The 15819-nt window shown below is 60.5% G+C and carries 15 protein-coding genes; 13 read left to right on the forward strand and 2 right to left on the reverse strand.

Features of this window, described 5'->3' with window-relative positions; translation table 11 throughout:
* Positions 1 to 41: 41 nt before the first annotated feature.
* From WMO24_RS09240 to WMO24_RS09280, 9 genes are all read left to right on the forward strand, one after another.
* Complete coding sequence (locus tag WMO24_RS09240; RefSeq protein ID WP_349216152.1) at positions 42 to 1751, forward strand: B12-binding domain-containing radical SAM protein; 1710 nt, start codon at positions 42 to 44, stop codon at positions 1749 to 1751.
* Between the two features lie 155 nt (positions 1752 to 1906).
* Complete coding sequence (locus WMO24_RS09245; protein ID WP_349216153.1) at positions 1907 to 3085, forward strand: dihydroorotase; 1179 nt, start codon at positions 1907 to 1909, stop codon at positions 3083 to 3085.
* Between the two features lie 15 nt (positions 3086 to 3100).
* A complete protein-coding gene (gene pyrF / locus WMO24_RS09250; protein WP_435413815.1) occupies positions 3101 to 3967 on the forward strand; it encodes an orotidine-5'-phosphate decarboxylase in 867 nt (288 codons plus the stop codon).
* Complete coding sequence (locus WMO24_RS09255; protein ID WP_349216154.1) at positions 3948 to 4703, forward strand: dihydroorotate dehydrogenase electron transfer subunit; 756 nt, start codon at positions 3948 to 3950, stop codon at positions 4701 to 4703. The genes pyrF and WMO24_RS09255 overlap by 20 nt, the downstream gene beginning before the upstream one ends.
* Positions 4696 to 5604 carry a dihydroorotate dehydrogenase gene (locus WMO24_RS09260; protein WP_349216155.1) on the forward strand — a complete coding sequence of 303 codons (909 nt, stop codon included), beginning with the start codon at positions 4696 to 4698 and terminating at the stop codon, positions 5602 to 5604. The genes WMO24_RS09255 and WMO24_RS09260 overlap by 8 nt, the downstream gene beginning before the upstream one ends.
* Positions 5605 to 5646: 42 nt before the next feature.
* Positions 5647 to 6240: an orotate phosphoribosyltransferase gene (pyrE, locus tag WMO24_RS09265; protein WP_349216156.1), complete on the forward strand. Its 594-nt coding sequence runs from the start codon at positions 5647 to 5649 to the stop codon at positions 6238 to 6240.
* A gap of 37 nt (positions 6241 to 6277) precedes the next feature.
* Positions 6278 to 7369 carry a carbamoyl phosphate synthase small subunit gene (locus WMO24_RS09270; protein WP_349216157.1) on the forward strand — a complete coding sequence of 364 codons (1092 nt, stop codon included), beginning with the start codon at positions 6278 to 6280 and terminating at the stop codon, positions 7367 to 7369.
* A 1-nt stretch (position 7370) separates the two neighbouring features.
* Positions 7371 to 10583: a carbamoyl-phosphate synthase large subunit gene (carB, locus tag WMO24_RS09275; RefSeq protein WP_349216158.1), complete on the forward strand. Its 3213-nt coding sequence runs from the start codon at positions 7371 to 7373 to the stop codon at positions 10581 to 10583.
* Between the two features lie 278 nt (positions 10584 to 10861).
* The gene (locus tag WMO24_RS09280) at positions 10862 to 11146 is read left to right on the forward strand and encodes an HU family DNA-binding protein (RefSeq protein ID WP_349216159.1); all 285 of its coding nucleotides are present in this window, start codon (positions 10862 to 10864) and stop codon (positions 11144 to 11146) included.
* Positions 11147 to 11284: 138 nt separating this feature from the next.
* On the opposite strand, the gene WMO24_RS09285 is transcribed toward WMO24_RS09280, so the two are convergent.
* On the reverse strand, positions 11285 to 11902 hold the full coding sequence (locus WMO24_RS09285) for a hypothetical protein (protein ID WP_349216160.1): 618 nt from the start codon (positions 11900 to 11902) through the stop codon (positions 11285 to 11287).
* A gap of 187 nt (positions 11903 to 12089) precedes the next feature.
* On the opposite strand from WMO24_RS09285, the gene WMO24_RS09290 reads away from it, so the two are divergent.
* Together WMO24_RS09290 and WMO24_RS09295 are read left to right on the forward strand one after the other, a co-directional pair.
* Complete coding sequence (locus WMO24_RS09290; RefSeq protein ID WP_349216161.1) at positions 12090 to 13229, forward strand: DEAD/DEAH box helicase; 1140 nt, start codon at positions 12090 to 12092, stop codon at positions 13227 to 13229.
* Positions 13230 to 13280: 51 nt separating this feature from the next.
* Positions 13281 to 14084: a DUF1835 domain-containing protein gene (locus tag WMO24_RS09295; protein ID WP_349216162.1), complete on the forward strand. Its 804-nt coding sequence runs from the start codon at positions 13281 to 13283 to the stop codon at positions 14082 to 14084.
* Between the two features lie 28 nt (positions 14085 to 14112).
* Here the strand turns inward: WMO24_RS09295 and WMO24_RS09300 are convergent, their stop codons facing one another.
* Entirely contained in the window at positions 14113 to 14802 is a 690-nt protein-coding gene (locus tag WMO24_RS09300) for a helix-turn-helix domain-containing protein (protein WP_349216163.1), read from the reverse strand.
* Positions 14803 to 14893: 91 nt separating this feature from the next.
* On the opposite strand from WMO24_RS09300, the gene WMO24_RS09305 reads away from it, so the two are divergent.
* Positions 14894 to 15025 carry a hypothetical protein gene (locus tag WMO24_RS09305; RefSeq protein ID WP_349216164.1) on the forward strand — a complete coding sequence of 44 codons (132 nt, stop codon included), beginning with the start codon at positions 14894 to 14896 and terminating at the stop codon, positions 15023 to 15025.
* Between the two features lie 84 nt (positions 15026 to 15109).
* Positions 15110 to 15748 (forward strand): histidine phosphatase family protein, encoded by a 639-nt coding sequence (locus WMO24_RS09310; RefSeq protein WP_349216165.1) that lies wholly within the window; start codon positions 15110 to 15112, stop codon positions 15746 to 15748.
* Positions 15749 to 15819: the final 71 nt, after the last annotated feature.

A 15819-nucleotide genomic window follows, 5' to 3' on the forward strand; every position in this document is an offset into this window, starting at 1 on the left:
GGGCGCGTTTTCGCGCCCGCTTTTGTGCAAGGAGCATTTTTATGGATTTTTCCGCGGCGCTGTGCGCCATCAACGCAAAATACATTCACTCCTCGCTGACGCCCTGGTGCCTGGCGGCAGGGGTGGAGACCCATGCCCCCGAACTGGCGGACCGGGTCCGGGTGGTGGAGGGCACCATCAACGAGCCGCCCGCCGCCGTGTTGGAACGCCTGTGTGAGGGCGCGCCGTCGGTGGTGACGTTTTCCTGCTATTTGTGGAACATCACCGAGACGCTGGCGCTGGCCGCACAGGTGAAACAGCGCCTGCCCCAAACCGTGGTGGCGCTGGGCGGACCCGAGGTCAGCTACAACGCGAGGGATGTGCTGCGCCGCCGCAGCCAGGTGGATTACGTGCTGTCCGGGGAAGGCGAGGAGAGCGTGCCCGCCTTTCTGCGGTGCCTGGCCGCCGGGCAGGACCCCATGGCCGGGAACATTCCCGGTCTGTGCGGCCGGGTGGGGAACGAAGTGGTGGAACGTGCGCCCTGCGTGCTGCCGGGCGACGTGCCCAGCCCCTATACGCCCCGCTACCTGTCGGCGCTGAACGGCCGCATCGCCTATCTGGAGACCAGCCGCGGCTGCCCTTATTCCTGCGCCTTCTGTCTGTCGGGCCGGTGCGGCAAACCCCGCTGGTTCCCGCTGGACCGGGCATTCCGGGACATTCTGACCCTGGCCAATTCCGGGGCGAAGACCGTCAAGTTCATTGACCGCACCTTCAACGCCAACCCCCGCCACGCCAACGCCATTCTGGCATTTATCCTGGAGCACTACGGCCGGGACATCCCCGCCGGGGTGTGCTTCCACTTTGAGATCGCCGGGGATATTCTGCAGGAGGAGACCTTCCGCCTGCTGGAGCGCATGCCCGTGGGCGCGGTGCAGCTGGAGATCGGCATGCAGTCCTTCTGCGAGCGAACGCTGGAGGCCGTGCGCCGCAAAACCGATACCCGGGTGCTGAAGCAGAACATCCGGCGGCTGGTGGCCATGGAGAACATGCACATCCACATCGATCTGATCGCCGGCCTGCCCTTCGAGGATCTGGCCACCTTTGCCGACAGCTTCAACGAGGGCTACGCCCTGGGTGCGTCCATGCTGCAGCTGGGCTTTTTGAAACTGCTGCACGGGGCCGCCATGCGGGAAGAAACGGAACAGTATCCCTGCGAATTTTCTCCGCTTCCTCCGTATGAGGTGCGTTCCACGCCCTGGCTGAGCGAAGAGGACCTGGCGCTTTTGCACCAAACCGAGGACGCGCTGGAGCGGGTGTACAACTCCCGCCGGTTCCGGCACACGGCGCAGTACGTTCTGGACGCCACAGGCCTGACGCCCTTTGCCTTCTACACGGCGCTGGGCAGGGCTGCGGGCGACACGGTGCGCCTGGATCTGGACGGATACACCGCCCGTCTGTACGAATTCTGCAAAACACTGCCCGGCGTGGACAGCCAGTGCCTGCGGGACGCCCTGGTCTGCGACCGGCTGGCCACCAACGCCACGGGCCGTCTGCCCGCCTGCCTGCAGGTGAAGGACCCGCTGCTGGCAAAGGCGGTGCGCGCGCTGGCCCAAAACCCCGCCACCGCCCCCAAACCCGGCGTGCGCCGGGGCGTGGCCGTGCTGTACGCGGCGCGCCAGATCGCCTTTGTGGATTACACACAGAAAAACCCCGTCACGGCCCGTTATGTTTTACATCGGATTCCGATTGACAATCTGTCGGACCAATGCTAAAATACTATGGAACAAAATGAAGACGGAGGAGCCGCGGAATGACGCTGTGCAGTGTGTTTTTGTTGAATCAGTCCAAAGGCCCTGGCCGTTTTATCGTCTTTTAAACTTTTCCCTTTTTGTGGAAAAGTTTTTTTTTGCCCAAAAGGAGGAACCACATGCTCATTCGCAACGCAATGCTGGCGGACGCGCTGGGCGTCCGCGAGGGGGACGTGCTCATTGAAAACGGAACCATCACCGCGGTGGGAAAAGACCTGCAGGCCGACGGCCCCGTGCTGGACGCGGGAGGCCTTGTGCTGCTGCCCGCCTTTGTGGACACCCACTGCCACTTCCGCACCCCGGGCTTCGAGTACAAGGAAGACCTGACCAGCGGGTCCCGGGCGGCGGCCCGGGGCGGCTACACCTTTGTCAACTGCATGGCCAACACAAAGCCCGTGTGCTCGTCGGCGGCCATCGCCCAAAGCCTGATGGACGACGCCAGGCGCATCGGCCTGTGCGACATCAACCAGTGCATCTCCATCACAAAGGACTTTGACGGCAAAACCGTCAGCCATCTCACGGTTCTGCCCCCGAATCTGCGCTTTATTTCCGAGGACGGCCGGGGCGTGCGGGACTCCAAGGTCATGTATGAGGCCATGACCATCGCCGCCGAAAAGGGCCTGACCGTCATGAGCCACGCCGAGGACATGGACCTGTCGCCCATCGACTACCGGCTGGCCGAAAATCTGGAGACGGTGCGCAACATCTATATTGCCGAGGCCACGGGCGCAAAGCTGCACATGTGCCACGTCAGCACCAAAGAGGCCATGGAGGAAGTCATCCGGGCAAAGCGCCGGGGCGTCAAGGTCACCAGCGAGGTCACGCCCCATCACATCTGGTTTTACGACAACGGCTTCCGGGTCAACCCGCCCATCCGCAAAAAAGAGGACGTGGAATATTTGATCGAGGCCATGGCCGCCGGGGAAGTGGAGGCCATCGGAACGGACCACGCGCCCCATTCGCCCGAGGATAAGGCCAAGGGCGCGCCGGGCATGGTGGGGCTGGAGACCGCCTTCAGCGTGTGCTATACAAAGCTGTGCCGCCAGTGCGGCCTGCCGCTGGAGACGCTGTCCCGCATGATGAGCAAGGGCCCGTCCGAAATTCTGGGCCTGAACAAGGGCCTTCTGGCCGAGGGATACGACGGCGACGTGGTCCTGGTGGACCTGGAGCATCCCTATGTGGTCAACAAGGACGAATTCGCCGGCAAAAGCCACAACACACCCTACGACGGCCTGACGCTGTACGGCAAGGTAAAAGCCACCGTCAAAGCCGGCGTTATCACCTACAACGAACTGTAAACGGAGGATACGAAAATGCTGCAAATGGACCGACTGTACGAAGCTGTGGAAGCCCGTGGCCCGGTGTGCGTGGGCCTGGACACCGATTTTACCTACCTGCCGGAGGATTTTGTGGATTCGGCCCTGACCGCCGGGGAAAACATCTTCCGCTTCAACAAAGAGATCATCGAGGCCACCAAAGAGGTGGCCGGCTGCTATAAAGTGCAGATCGCTTACTACGAGTCCTACGGGCTGGACGGCCTGACCGCCTACAAAAACACCTTGGCCTATCTGCGCAGCCGCAACCTGCCCGTCATTGCGGACGTGAAGCGCGGCGACATTGCCAAGACCGCCGAAATGTACGCCAAGGCCCATTTCGAGGGGGACTTTGAGGCCGATTTCATGACGCTGGCTCCCTACATGGGCATGGACTCCATCGAGCCCTACACCAAGTACATGCGTGAAAAAGGCAAGGGCGTGTTTGTGCTGTGCCGCACCTCCAACGGCGGCGCCAGGGACTTTGAATACGAAAAGCTGGCCGACGGCCGCCACGTGTACGATCTGGTGGGCGACAAGCTGACCGCTTTCGGCCGGGACTACCTGGGCGAGCACGGCTACTCCAGCGTGGGGCTCGTCATCGGCGGCACCCACATCGAAGAGGCGAAAGAGATCCGCGCCAAATACAAGGATGCGTTCTTCCTGATCCCCGGCTACGGCGCCCAGGGCGGCAAGGCCGAGGACATCGCCCAGTACCTGTCCAAGGGAAACGGCGGCACCGTGAACTCCAGCCGCGGCATTCTGCTGGCGTACAAAAAACAGCCCGGCACCGGCTTTGCCGAGGCCGCTTACAACGAGTGCGTGAACATGAAGGAGGCCATTGCGGATGCGTGCAGCAAACTGTGAAGTTGTGGTCCTGCGCAATGAAAAGCAGGCGGAGAACATTCTGCTGCTGACCGCTTTGTGGGACGCGTCCACCCCCGCGCCCAAAGCGGGGCAGTTCTACATGCTGCGCGCCTGGGGCGCAGACGAAGCGCCGCTTCTGTCCCGCCCCATCAGCCTGCACAGCTTTGACCCGGAACTGCGGGAGATCTCTTTCCTGTACGAGGTCAAGGGCACCGGCACCGAAAAGCTGGCGGCCCTGGGCACCGGCGACCATCTGCAGCTGACCGGCCCCGCGGGCAACGGCTTTCCCATCGAGGGGAAAAAGGTGGCTCTGGCGGGCGGCGGCATCGGCACCGCGCCGCTGCTGCAGCTGGCAAAGGAACTGAAAAACGCGGGGGCCGAAGTGCACTTCTTCGCCGGCTTCCGGGACGAGCCCTATCGCCTGGCGGCCTTTGCGGCCGTGTGCGACAATGTGCAGATCGCCACGGACACAGGCCGGGTGGGCCACCACGGTTTTGTCACCGACCTTTTGGACCCGGAGCAGTTTGACGTGGTGTACACCTGCGGACCCGAGATCATGATGGAAAAAGTGGCCCGCATGTGCCTGGCCAAAGGGGTGCGGGTGTACGTCAGCAAAGAGGCCAAAATGGCCTGCGGTCTGGGCGCGTGCCTGGGCTGCACCTGCAAGTCCAAAAACGGCGGCGTGTCCGTATGCAAGGACGGCCCCGTGTTCGAGGGGAGTGTGTTCTATGGCTGATCTGCGCGTGAACCTGTGCGGAAAGACCCTGCAAAGCCCGGTCATCGCCGCCTCCGGCACCTTCGGCTTCGGCGTGGAATACGAGAACATCGTGGATCTGAAAAAGCTGGGCGCCGTGTCCGGCAAGGGCCTGACGCTGGAAGGCAAGTACGGCAACGAGGGCGAGCGCCTGTGGGAGACGCCCTCGGGCCTCATCAACTCCATCGGCCTGCAGAACCCGGGTGTGCAGCACTTCATTGACAACGAACTGCCCCAGATGCTGCAGCTGGGCTGCGCGTCCATGGCCAACCTGGGCGGCTCCACCATCGAGACTTACGAAGAGGGCGCCCGTCTGCTGGACAAAACCGACATCGACTTCATCGAGCTGAACATCTCCTGCCCCAACGTGAAGGCCGGCGGCATCGCCTACGGCGTCAAGGCCGAGAGCGCCCGCGAGGTGGTCAGCCGGGTGCGCAAGTGCACCTCGAAACCCATGATCGTCAAGCTCAGCCCCAACGCCGAGAACATTGTGGAGATGGCGCTGGCCTGCGAGGAAGCCGGGGCCGACGGCCTCAGCCTGGTGAATACCTTCCAGGCCATGGCCATTGACCTTGAAAAACGGCGTCCGGTGTTCCATAATGTATTTGCGGGCCTGTCCGGTCCGGCCATCCGGCCCATCGCCCTGCGCATGGTCTATCAGGTGTGCGGCGCGGTCAAGGTGCCCGTGGTGGGCCTGGGCGGCATTGCCACCGCCCGCGACGCGCTGGAGTTCATCATGGCCGGCGCCACGGCGGTGCAGGTGGGCACAGCCAATTTCATGGACCCGAAAGCCTGCGAGAAAATTGCGGACGGCATCGCCGGCTGGATGGACGCCCACGGCGTCAAGACCCTGAACGAGATCCGCGGCGCGGCCCGTGTGTAACAAGCAAACGGATATTTTTCAAGATATAAAAGGAGCATCATCATGAACAACGCACTGGAAATTCTCAAATCCTGCGACGCCTTCCTGGAGGGCCACTTCCTGCTGTCCTCGGGCCGTCACTCTTCCGCCTACTGCCAGATGGCTTTCCTGCAGCAGTATCCCGACAAATGCGCCCTGGTCATGGAGAACGTGGCCGAGCAGCTGAAAGACCTGGATGTGGACGTGATCGTCGGCCCGGCCATGGGCGGCATCGTCTACGCCTACGAGCTGGGCCGCCAGCTGGGCAAGCGCGCCATCTTCACCGAGCGTGTGGACAACGTCATGACCCTGAAGCGCTTTGCCATCCAGCCGGGTGAAAAATGCATCATCGCCGAAGACGTGGTCACCACGGGCATCTCTTCTCTGGAGACCAAGCGCGTCATTGAAGAGGCCGGCGGCGAATGCCTGGGCATCGTGTGCGTGGTGGACCGCACCAAGGCGGAAGCTCCGTCTCCCATCCCCATTCTGGCCAGCGCCGTGAAGCTGGATTTGCCCAACTACCTGCCCGAGGAATGCCCCATCTGCAAAGAGGGCAAGCTGCCTCTGGTGCATCTGGGCAGCCGCAAAATGAAAGAGCAGGCCAAACAGACCCTGTAAACGCCTTTTGAATACCGCACAGAAAAGAGGGATTTCCATGAAAGCATATCTGGTACTGGCCAACGGCATGGTGTTCGAGGGCGAAAACTTTGGCGCCGCGGGCACCAGCGTGGGCGAGGTGGTGTTCAACACCGGCATGGTGGGCTACGAGGAAACGCTCACCGACCCCAGCTATTACGGCCAGATCATCACCCAGACCTACCCCCTGGTGGGCAACTATGGCGTGAACGGCGAGGACGCGGAGTCCTGCCGCATCCATGCCTTCGGTTACATTGTGCGCGAAGTGTGTGACGCACCGTCCAACTTCCGCTGCAAAGAGACGCTGGACGCCTTTTTGAAACAGCAGAACATCATCGGCCTGCAGGGCGTGGACACCCGCCGGCTGACCCGCATCATCCGCGAATCCGGCGTGATGAACGGCGCGCTGACCACGGAGTACGACAGTGCCGAGGCCGCCCTGGCCGACGCGGCGCTGATGGAGCGCATCCGCGCCTACGCGGTCACCGATGCGGTGGACAGCGTCACCGTGGACCACGAGGAGACCTATCACGAAGAGGGCGAGTTCCATGTGGCCCTGATGGACTTCGGCTACAAGCGCAACATTCTGCGCAGCCTGGTACAGCGCGGCTGCAAGGTGACGCTGGTGCCCGGCCGCACCACCGCCCAGCGGCTGAAAGAGCTGAACGTGGACGGCATCATGCTGTCCAACGGCCCCGGCGACCCGGCCGAAAACGTGCAGATCATTGAGAATCTGAAAGACATTCTGGCCATGAACAAGCCGGTGTTCGGCATCTGCCTGGGCCATCAGCTGACTGCGCTGGCCATGGGTGCCAAAACCGCCAAGCTGAAATACGGCCACCGCGGCGTGAACCAGCCGGTCACCGATTTCGCCAAAAACCGCACCTTCATCACCAGCCAGAACCACGGCTATGCAGTGGTGGCGGACACGGTGGACACATCCATTGCCGAAGTGAGCCACGTGAACGCCAACGACGGCACCGTGGAGGGCGTGCGCTATAAAAACATGCCCTGCTTCACCGTGCAGTTCCATCCCGAGGCCTGCGGCGGCCCGCGGGACACGGCGTATCTGTTTGACGAATTTGTATCCATGATGAAAGGGGGCCATTGAGATGCCCAAAGATCCATCCATTAAAAAGGTGCTGGTCATCGGTTCCGGCCCCATCATCATCGGCCAGGCGGCCGAATTTGACTACTCCGGCACCCAGGCCTGCCGCGCTCTGAAAAGCGAGGGCATCGAAGTAGTGCTGGTCAACTCCAACCCCGCCACCATCATGACGGACCCCAACATCGCCGACCGGGTGTATGTGGAGCCCATGACCGTGGAGATTCTGGAGCGCATCATCGAAAAGGAAAAACCCGACTCCATCCTGCCCAACCTGGGCGGTCAGATGGGCCTGAACCTGGCCATGGAGCTGTACCGCAACGGCTATCTGGAAAAGGCGGGCGTGCGTCTGCTGGGCTGCAAGCCCGACACCATTGACCGCGCCGAAGACCGCCAGCTGTTCAAGGACACCATGGAGAAACTGGGCGAGCCGGTCATTCCTTCCAAAGTGGTGGAAAGTCTGGACGACGCGCTGGACTTTGCCAAGGTCATCGGCTATCCGGTCATCGTGCGGCCCGCCTTCACCATGGGCGGCACCGGCGGCGGCATCTGCGACGACGAGGAGTCCCTGCGGGAGATCGGCACCAACGGCCTGCGCCTGTCGCCCATCCATCAGGTGCTCATCGAAAAATGCATCGCCGGCTGGAAAGAGATCGAGTACGAGGTCATGCGGGACGGCAAGGGCAACGTGATCACCGTCTGCAACATGGAAAACTTTGACCCCGTGGGCGTGCACACCGGCGACTCCATCGTGGTGGCCCCCAGCCAGACATTGTCCGACAAGGAATACCAGATGCTGCGCACCAGCGCCTTGAACATCATCACCGAGCTGGGCATCGAGGGCGGCTGCAACTGCCAGTTCGCTTTGAAACCCGACAGCTTCGAATACGCGGTCATCGAGGTCAACCCCCGTGTGTCCCGTTCTTCGGCGCTGGCGTCCAAGGCCACGGGCTATCCCATCGCCAAAGTGGCCACCAAAATCGCCATCGGCTACAGCCTGGACGAGATCCCCAACGACGTCACCGGCCAGACCTGCGCCTGCTTTGAGCCCGCGCTGGACTACTGCGTGGTCAAGTTCCCCAAATGGCCCTTTGACAAGTTCGTGTACGCCAAGAAGGACCTGGGCACCCAGATGATGGCCACCGGCGAGGTAATGGCCATCGCCAGCAGCTTCGAGCACGCCATGATGAAAGCCGTCAGCTCCATCGAGCTGGGCCTGGAGACCATGACCCTGCCGGAGCTGGAGAGCCTGCCCGACGAGGAGATCGTCCAGCGTCTGCACCGCTGTGACTCGGACCGGTCCTTTACCGTGTACGAGGCCATCAAGCGCGGCGTCAGCTTTGACGTGATCTACGACATCACCAAAATCGACAAGTGGTTCCTGTCCAAGCTGAAAAAGCTGGCCGATACGGAACTGGCTTTGAAAAACGGCGGCCTGACCGAAGAGCTTTACCGCAAGGCCAAAAAGCAGGGCTTCATGGACAAAACCATCCTGCGCCTTTGCGGCCTCAAGGAGCTGCCCTTTGAAAAGAGCGTGGCCGGGTTCAAGATGGTGGATACCTGCGCCGCGGAATTCAGCGCAAAAACGCCTTATTTCTATTCCAGCTTCGACGAGGAGAACGAGGCGGCCGAGTTTATCGCCGCCCACCCCACGGACAAGAAAAAGGTGCTGGTGTTCGGCTCCGGCCCCATCCGCATCGGTCAGGGCATCGAGTTCGACTACTGCTCGGTCCACTGCACCTGGGTGCTGAAGGAGCACGGGTGCGAGGCCATCATCGTCAACAACAACCCCGAGACGGTCTCCACTGACTTCGATACCGGCGACCGTCTGTACTTTGACCCCCTGACGCCGGAAAGTGTGGAGCACATTATTGCCACGGAAAAACCCTGGGCCTGCGTCGTCCAGTTCGGCGGCCAGACGGCCATCAAGCTGACCAAGCATCTGGCCAAAATGGGTGTGAAGATCCTGGGCACCAGCGCCGACGCCATCGACGAGGCCGAGGACCGCGAGCGCTTTGACGAGCTGCTGGAGAAGTGCGGCATTCCCCGCCCGAAGGGCCACACCGTCTTCACCTGTGAAGAGGCTCTGGCCGCGGGCAGCGATCTGGGTTATCCGGTGCTGCTGCGCCCGTCTTACGTTCTGGGCGGTCAGAACATGATCATCGCCTACAACGAAAACGACGTGAAGGAATACATGGCCATCATCACCAGCCATGTGGACATGGCCAACCCCGTTCTGGTGGACAAGTACCTGATGGGCACCGAGTGCGAGGTGGATGCCATCTGTGACGGCGAGGACTTCCTCATCCCCGGCATGATGGAGCACATCGAGCGCGCGGGCATCCACTCCGGCGACTCCATCTCCATGTATCCGCCCCAGAGCCTGAAGCAGAAAATCAAGGGCACCATCGTGGACTACACCGGCCGTCTGGCCCGTGCGCTGAACGTGGTGGGCCTGATGAACATTCAGTTCGTGGTGTACAACGATCAGGTGTATATCATCGAGGTCAATCCCCGTTCTTCCCGCACCGTGCCCTACATCAGCAAGGTCACCGGCGTTCCCATGGTGGACCTGGCTGTGCGCTGCATGCTGGGCGAAAAGCTGCGGGACATGGGCTACGGCACAGGCCTGTACCCCACCGGGGACTACTGCGCCGTCAAGGTGCCCGTGTTCAGCTTTGAAAAGCTGCACAACGTGGACACCCAGCTGGGCCCGGAGATGAAGAGCACCGGCGAGGTGCTGGGCATTGCCCGCAACTTCGAGGACGCGCTGCTCAAGGGCCTGGTGGGCGCCGGCTACAGCCTGCGTCATCCCACCCCGGGCAAATGCGTCATCCTCACCGTGAAGGACGCGGACAAAAAAGAGCTGGAAGACATTGCCTGGAACTTCAAGGACATGGGCTACAAGCTGTATGCCACCTCCGGCACGGCCTATCATCTGGGCCGCAACATGATCGCCTGCAACGAGGTGCGCAAGCTCAGCGAAGAGCGGCCCAACCTGCGGGATCTGCTGGAGTCGGGTCTGGTGGACTATGTGGTGTCCACTTCTTCCAAGGGACGCATTCCCTCCCACGACAGCGTGCAGCTGCGCCGCAAGACGGTGGAGCTGTCCATTCCCTGTCTGACGGCCATCGATACCGCCAAGGTGCTCATCAAGTGCCTGCGCACAAAACGCACTTTGCGGGACGTGGATCTGGTGGATCTGTCCACTTTGTTCTGATGCTTTCAACAACGCCCCGCCGCACGAAAACCGTGCGGCGGGGCGTTGTTTTTTAATGCTTATTATACAAATAGAATAAATAATTATAAAAATACAAACAGTTTAAAAATATTCAATAAAATTTATGCTATTTTTACTATAAAAAGAATAAAATGTTGAAAAAAATACGATGTTTTTCGAAAAAAGTCTTGTAATATACGTTTTTCAGGCGTATAGTGAGAATTAGAAACAACCCGGGCAGGGGTATCACGATTGAAACAAGGGGGGTTCTGAAAAAAATGACAAGATCGCAGCTGATCACCGCCGTTTCGGAGCAGACGGAGCTGTCCGCCGCGGATGTGGAACGTGTCATGGATTCCGTGTTCGACCACATCATCCATCAGCTTCAGGACGGAAATAAGGTCACCATCGCCGGGTTCGGCCGGTTTGAGATGCGTGAACGCCAGACCAAGGCCTACACCAATCCCAAGACCAAAGTCTCCACCCAGCTGGCGCCCACAAAGATTCCCGGCTTTAAAGCCAGCGGCATCATGAAGCGCCGTCTGTCCGGCGAGGCGGAATAACCCGCGCGCGAATGTTCGGCGCAGAAAGCGGCTGCGCTGCAAAGAAAAAGAAACCAAGGGGGGCAATGCCCCCTGTTTTTTGCCCGCAACCAAAAAAGCCGTCCCTTGCACAGGGGCGGCTTTTTGAATGGTTGAATATCACTGCTTCACAGGCTCGATGGATGCGATGGACGCCTCAAAAGCGTCTCTCCAGCTGCCGTAGGTGGTGTCAGTAAAAGTGATGGTGTAGGCTCGGTCGGCGTTGAGGCCGATGCCTGTCTGGTAAAGATCAACGCCTGCCACAGTCACGCTGTAGTCCATCCGGTAGTAGGGGCAGGGGCCCAGATTGCCGGTGTTGAACGCCACGTCCAGCAGGTACACATCCTCACCGTACTGCTGGGAGAACGCATCCTCAAGCGGTCCCACCAGGTCTTCCAGGACCACGTCGCTGGCCAGGGAACCGTTGTTTTCCATAATTACCACGTTGATGCTGGATCCGTCCGCCGCCTGGTAGATCACGCTGGCACCGGTGCCGCTGGCATCCACCTGTTCAAAGCCTTCCGGCACGTCGAAGGTGATGGAATAGGCGGTGTAGTCCGCATCCGCCGCTTCGGACGCGGGTTCGGAAACCGATTCCGGCACAGCTTCAGAGACCGAAGAGGCCTGCGAATCCGAAGAGGGCACAGAACTCGGAGCCGAAGACGCCGGTGCGCCGCTGCAGGCCGCCAGCGAGAGGACCGTCATCCATGCGCAGATACAAAGAAGCACTTTTTTCATGATTGTTTCCTCTTTTCCTGTAAGATGCCCATCCCTGGGTTTCCCTCATTATACCTCCCTTTTTCCCGTTTGCACAGGTCACTCTGCATTTTTTTGCAGCCGCCGCAAAGGGCGGCTGTCCGTGTTTCTTTTTGGCGGAAAATGTGCTATGATAGCAAAGGAAAATCGAAACGTCAGGAGAGACACCATGGATTACCGTGAATTGAATGTGCCCGCGCAGATCCACCAGGCGGTGGAACGCATGGGCTTTACCGAGATGACCGAGGTACAGGAAAAAGCCATTCCCCCCATGATGGAAGGGCGGGACATCATCGCCAAGGCCCCCACGGGCACCGGCAAGACCTGCGCCTTCGGCATCCCGCTCATCGCAGGGCTGGACCCGGAGAAGAAATATCCGCAGGCCGTGGTCATGGCGCCCACCCGGGAACTGGCCCAGCAGATCACCGAGGACCTGCGGGATCTGGCGCATTTTTATCCCGAAGTGCGGGTGGTGTGCGTGTACGGCGGCGCCAACATGAACCGCCAGATCGAACAGCTGAAAAAAGGCCCCCAGATCGTGGTGGCCACGCCGGGCCGTCTGCAGGACCATATGAAGCGCCGCACGGTGGATCTGTCCCATGTGGAGACCATTGTGCTGGACGAGGCCGATGAAATGCTGAACATGGGTTTCTACAAAGATGTGCGCCACATTCTGGACACCATCAAGTCCCGCAAGCGGCTGGCCATGTTCTCGGCCACCATCAGCCGCGAGGTCATGGACATCGGCTGGCTGTACCAGCGGGACGCGGAGGAGATCACCGTGCAGCCGGTGGAGGATTCCATGCCCAAGATCGACCAGTATATGATGCTGACCACCGGCCGCAACAAGCTGGCGGACCTGTCGGAGCTGATCGTGAAAAACGGCTACAAGCGTGTCATGGTGTTCTGCAACCAGAAATACACCACCGCCATGCTGGCCAACCAGCTGGCCCGGCTGAATTTCGGGGTGGACTGCCTGCACGGCGACTTGTCCCAGGCCGAGCGCAATAAGATCATGGCCAGCTTTAAGGCCGGCGAGATCCCGGTGCTGGTGGCAACAGACGTGGCGGCCCGCGGCATCGACGTGTCTGAGGTGGATGCGGTATTCAACTACGATGTGCCCGAGTCCAACGAGCAGTACACCCACCGCATCGGCCGCACAGGCCGCGCCCGGCACGAGGGAACGGCCTACATCCTTTATACCAAGGAAGAGCGCAACCGGGTGCGGGACATGCTGCGCTACACCCGCAACCAGGCGCAGCCCATTGCGTTCAACGAAAACCGGGACATTGTGCCCGCCGAATTTTAAACGAACAATGCCCCGCGCAGGCGGGGCTTTTTTAAACAGAAGGAGAGCTGTATGCTGGAACTTGTTTGCGGGCAAAGCGCCGGCGGAAGCCTGAAAATGGCCAAAAACGGGGCGGATTTTGCCGGGAATGCCCGGGACGTGCTGTGCCCGGAACTGGCCCTGAGCGTGGGAAATCTGCGGGATTTTCCACCGCAGACAGGGCGTGCCGAAGTTTTGCGCGGGCTGTATCAAGCCGTTCGCCGGCAAGCGGACTGCGACGCCGAAGCACAGGCGCAGCGCAACCGGGATGTGCTGGAAAAACTGTGCGCCGCAGCGGCCGACGGAACGCCTGTGCGGGTGTGGACCGCGCCCGCGGCGGAGGAGTGGTGTCTGTTCCTGCTGGCCATGTACCTTTTGCAGAATGCCGGCGGCCCGGTGAGCGCCGTGTGCGTGCCGCTGCTGCAGCCCCGCGCGGACGGAACGCTGTGTGCGCTGCGAAGCCTGGGCGAACTTTCTCCGGAGCAGTGGCATACCTTCCTGCCGCTGGAACAGCCCGTGGACCCGGCGCAGCGCAGGGCCTGGGCCAATTTGTGGAACGCCTCCTTGTGGCAGAGCGCACCCTTGCGGGTGATGCTGAACGGGACGATTGCGGGCGTGCCGGAGAATTTCTTCGACAGCCTGCTGTGGGAGAGCCTGCCCCCCAGAAAGGTTTTTTCGGCAGGTGAGGCGGTGGGCTGCGCATTGTCCCGCCTGTCCGGCGTGCCGGACGGATTTCTGGCCGGGCGGCTGCACCGGTGGACCGGGCAGGGGAAACTGCGGGTCCGGCAGCCGGCGGAATATTATTATGAGACGGTACTGGAACGGACCGAGCTATGAAAAAAAGCCGCCCGCAGGCGGCTTTTGCTTATTTTTTGTGATCGATGCGCCCCTCGCTTGTCTTGATCAGGTTGAACAGGCTGGTGGCGTACAGGGGGTATTCCTTGGACAGCTTTTCGGTAGTCATGCTGAAGGCGCTGGTGTCCTTCACCGAGCTGCCGGTGCCGATGTCCTCGCCGGACAAAATGGCTTCTACGTTGGCCTCGGCCACATGCATGGCCGCGTCCGCATAACCGGAGTACACACTTTTGCGAACACCGAACAAGCTGCTGGCGTTTTTCGGCCCGGCGTTGTATAATAGACGAAACATCTTGTATACCGCGATCATCAGATACGCCGAAATTTCGCTGACCAGCCCCTTGTCCGGGCAGCTGTTCAGTTTGTCGTACAGGATGTTCAGACTGTTGGAGATCAGCTTTTTGTTGAAGGTGGGCAGCACGCTGCCGTGGAACACGCCGTCCTTGGCAGTCTCCGGATTGGGGATCTCCTCCACCGAAAGAGTCAGACCGCTGCGGTCCGGGCTGCGGCCCAGCAGATAATCACACGAGACACCGTAAAAGTCCGCCACACGCACCACAAAGTCCAGCCCGCATTCGCGGATGCCTTTTTCGTAGTGCGACAAAAGCGCCTGCGAGACACCCAGCTGCTCGGCGGCCTGTTTTTGCGTAATTCCTTTTTCTTTGCGCAAAAGCGTGATGATGCGGCTAAATTCGGACATTCAGAATACTCCTTCACAATGGACATCAGAAAACAAGGGGCGGCCTCTCAAGCGGAAAAAAGCAAGACTGCCCCTGTGCCGATGTTTACGTATGGTAAATTATAAACCAGCAAAAACGTTTTGTAAATATCCAAAACAGGCAAAAAAGTTCGCGTTTTTGGGGCATTTCGACACGGCTCTCAATATGTATGGAGCGCAGGGGCGTGCGGTGCTCAAAATGTAGTATGGACAGGCCGAAAAAAATATAAAAAATTTTTTTGCGTTTCGGGTTACTTTTGGGAAAAACGCCACGGAAAGGAAGAAAATCATGAAAAATTACCGCCTGACACTGATTCGCCACGGCATTACGCAGGGAAACCTGGACGGCATTTATATGGGCAGCGGCACAGACCAGCCCCTGTGCGAAGAGGGGCGCCGCGGCCTGCGGGAGCTGCAGGCACGCTTTGCTTACCCCCAGCCGGCCACGGTGTTCGCAAGCCCCCTGGCGCGGGCGCTGGAGACCGCGGACATTCTGTTCCCGGCCGCCAGAGACAAGATCATTCTGCAGGATCTGCGGGAAAACGGATTCGGTGTGTTCGAGGGGCGGCGGATCAAAGAGCTTGTCCAGGACGAGGATTTTAAAAAGTGGATGGACCCCACCCAGCACTTCACCCCGGAAGGGGGCGAGCCCCTGGCTGATTTTCACAAGCGGTGCGGCGGGGTGCTGATGGGCATGTTTGAGTACATGATGAAAAGCGGCATCGAAGAGGCGGCCTGCGTGACCCACGGCGGCGTCATCATGAGCATGCTGGCCCAGCGCGGCATGCCCAAGCGCCGGCCCGAGCTGTGGATGGCAGACCCCGGCTGCGGGTACCTGGTGCAGTGCAGCCCGGAGATGTGGATGCGCGACCACATTGTGGAGGTGTGCCAGATCGTGCCCTTCGGCTATCTGGACGACCAGGCTTGACCGCTTTTGGTTGATTGTATGCAGGCGCTGTGCGCTTTTATGACTGCAAAACGGGCGGCCCGCTGTGTGCG

The organism is Ruthenibacterium intestinale (assembly GCF_040096265.1).
In the GTDB taxonomy this organism is placed as follows: domain Bacteria; phylum Bacillota; class Clostridia; order Oscillospirales; family Ruminococcaceae; genus Ruthenibacterium; species Ruthenibacterium komagatae.

Bases quoted from the DNA above. Each gene is read 5' to 3' on its own strand.
- WMO24_RS09240 (WP_349216152.1), top strand. From the start codon at position 42: ATGGATTTTTCCGCGGCGCTGTGCGCCATCAACGCAAAATACATTCAC.
- WMO24_RS09245 (WP_349216153.1), top strand. From the start codon at position 1,907: ATGCTCATTCGCAACGCAATGCTGGCGGACGCGCTGGGCGTCCGCGAG.
- pyrF (WP_435413815.1), top strand. From the start codon at position 3,101: ATGCTGCAAATGGACCGACTGTACGAAGCTGTGGAAGCCCGTGGCCCG.
- WMO24_RS09255 (WP_349216154.1), top strand. From the start codon at position 3,948: ATGCGTGCAGCAAACTGTGAAGTTGTGGTCCTGCGCAATGAAAAGCAG.
- WMO24_RS09260 (WP_349216155.1), top strand. From the start codon at position 4,696: ATGGCTGATCTGCGCGTGAACCTGTGCGGAAAGACCCTGCAAAGCCCG.
- pyrE (WP_349216156.1), top strand. From the start codon at position 5,647: ATGAACAACGCACTGGAAATTCTCAAATCCTGCGACGCCTTCCTGGAG.
- WMO24_RS09270 (WP_349216157.1), top strand. From the start codon at position 6,278: ATGAAAGCATATCTGGTACTGGCCAACGGCATGGTGTTCGAGGGCGAA.
- carB (WP_349216158.1), top strand. From the start codon at position 7,371: ATGCCCAAAGATCCATCCATTAAAAAGGTGCTGGTCATCGGTTCCGGC.
- WMO24_RS09280 (WP_349216159.1), top strand. From the start codon at position 10,862: ATGACAAGATCGCAGCTGATCACCGCCGTTTCGGAGCAGACGGAGCTG.
- WMO24_RS09285 (WP_349216160.1), bottom strand. From the start codon at position 11,902: ATGAAAAAAGTGCTTCTTTGTATCTGCGCATGGATGACGGTCCTCTCG.
- WMO24_RS09290 (WP_349216161.1), top strand. From the start codon at position 12,090: ATGGATTACCGTGAATTGAATGTGCCCGCGCAGATCCACCAGGCGGTG.
- WMO24_RS09295 (WP_349216162.1), top strand. From the start codon at position 13,281: ATGCTGGAACTTGTTTGCGGGCAAAGCGCCGGCGGAAGCCTGAAAATG.
- WMO24_RS09300 (WP_349216163.1), bottom strand. From the start codon at position 14,802: ATGTCCGAATTTAGCCGCATCATCACGCTTTTGCGCAAAGAAAAAGGA.
- WMO24_RS09305 (WP_349216164.1), top strand. From the start codon at position 14,894: ATGGTAAATTATAAACCAGCAAAAACGTTTTGTAAATATCCAAAACAG.
- WMO24_RS09310 (WP_349216165.1), top strand. From the start codon at position 15,110: ATGAAAAATTACCGCCTGACACTGATTCGCCACGGCATTACGCAGGGA.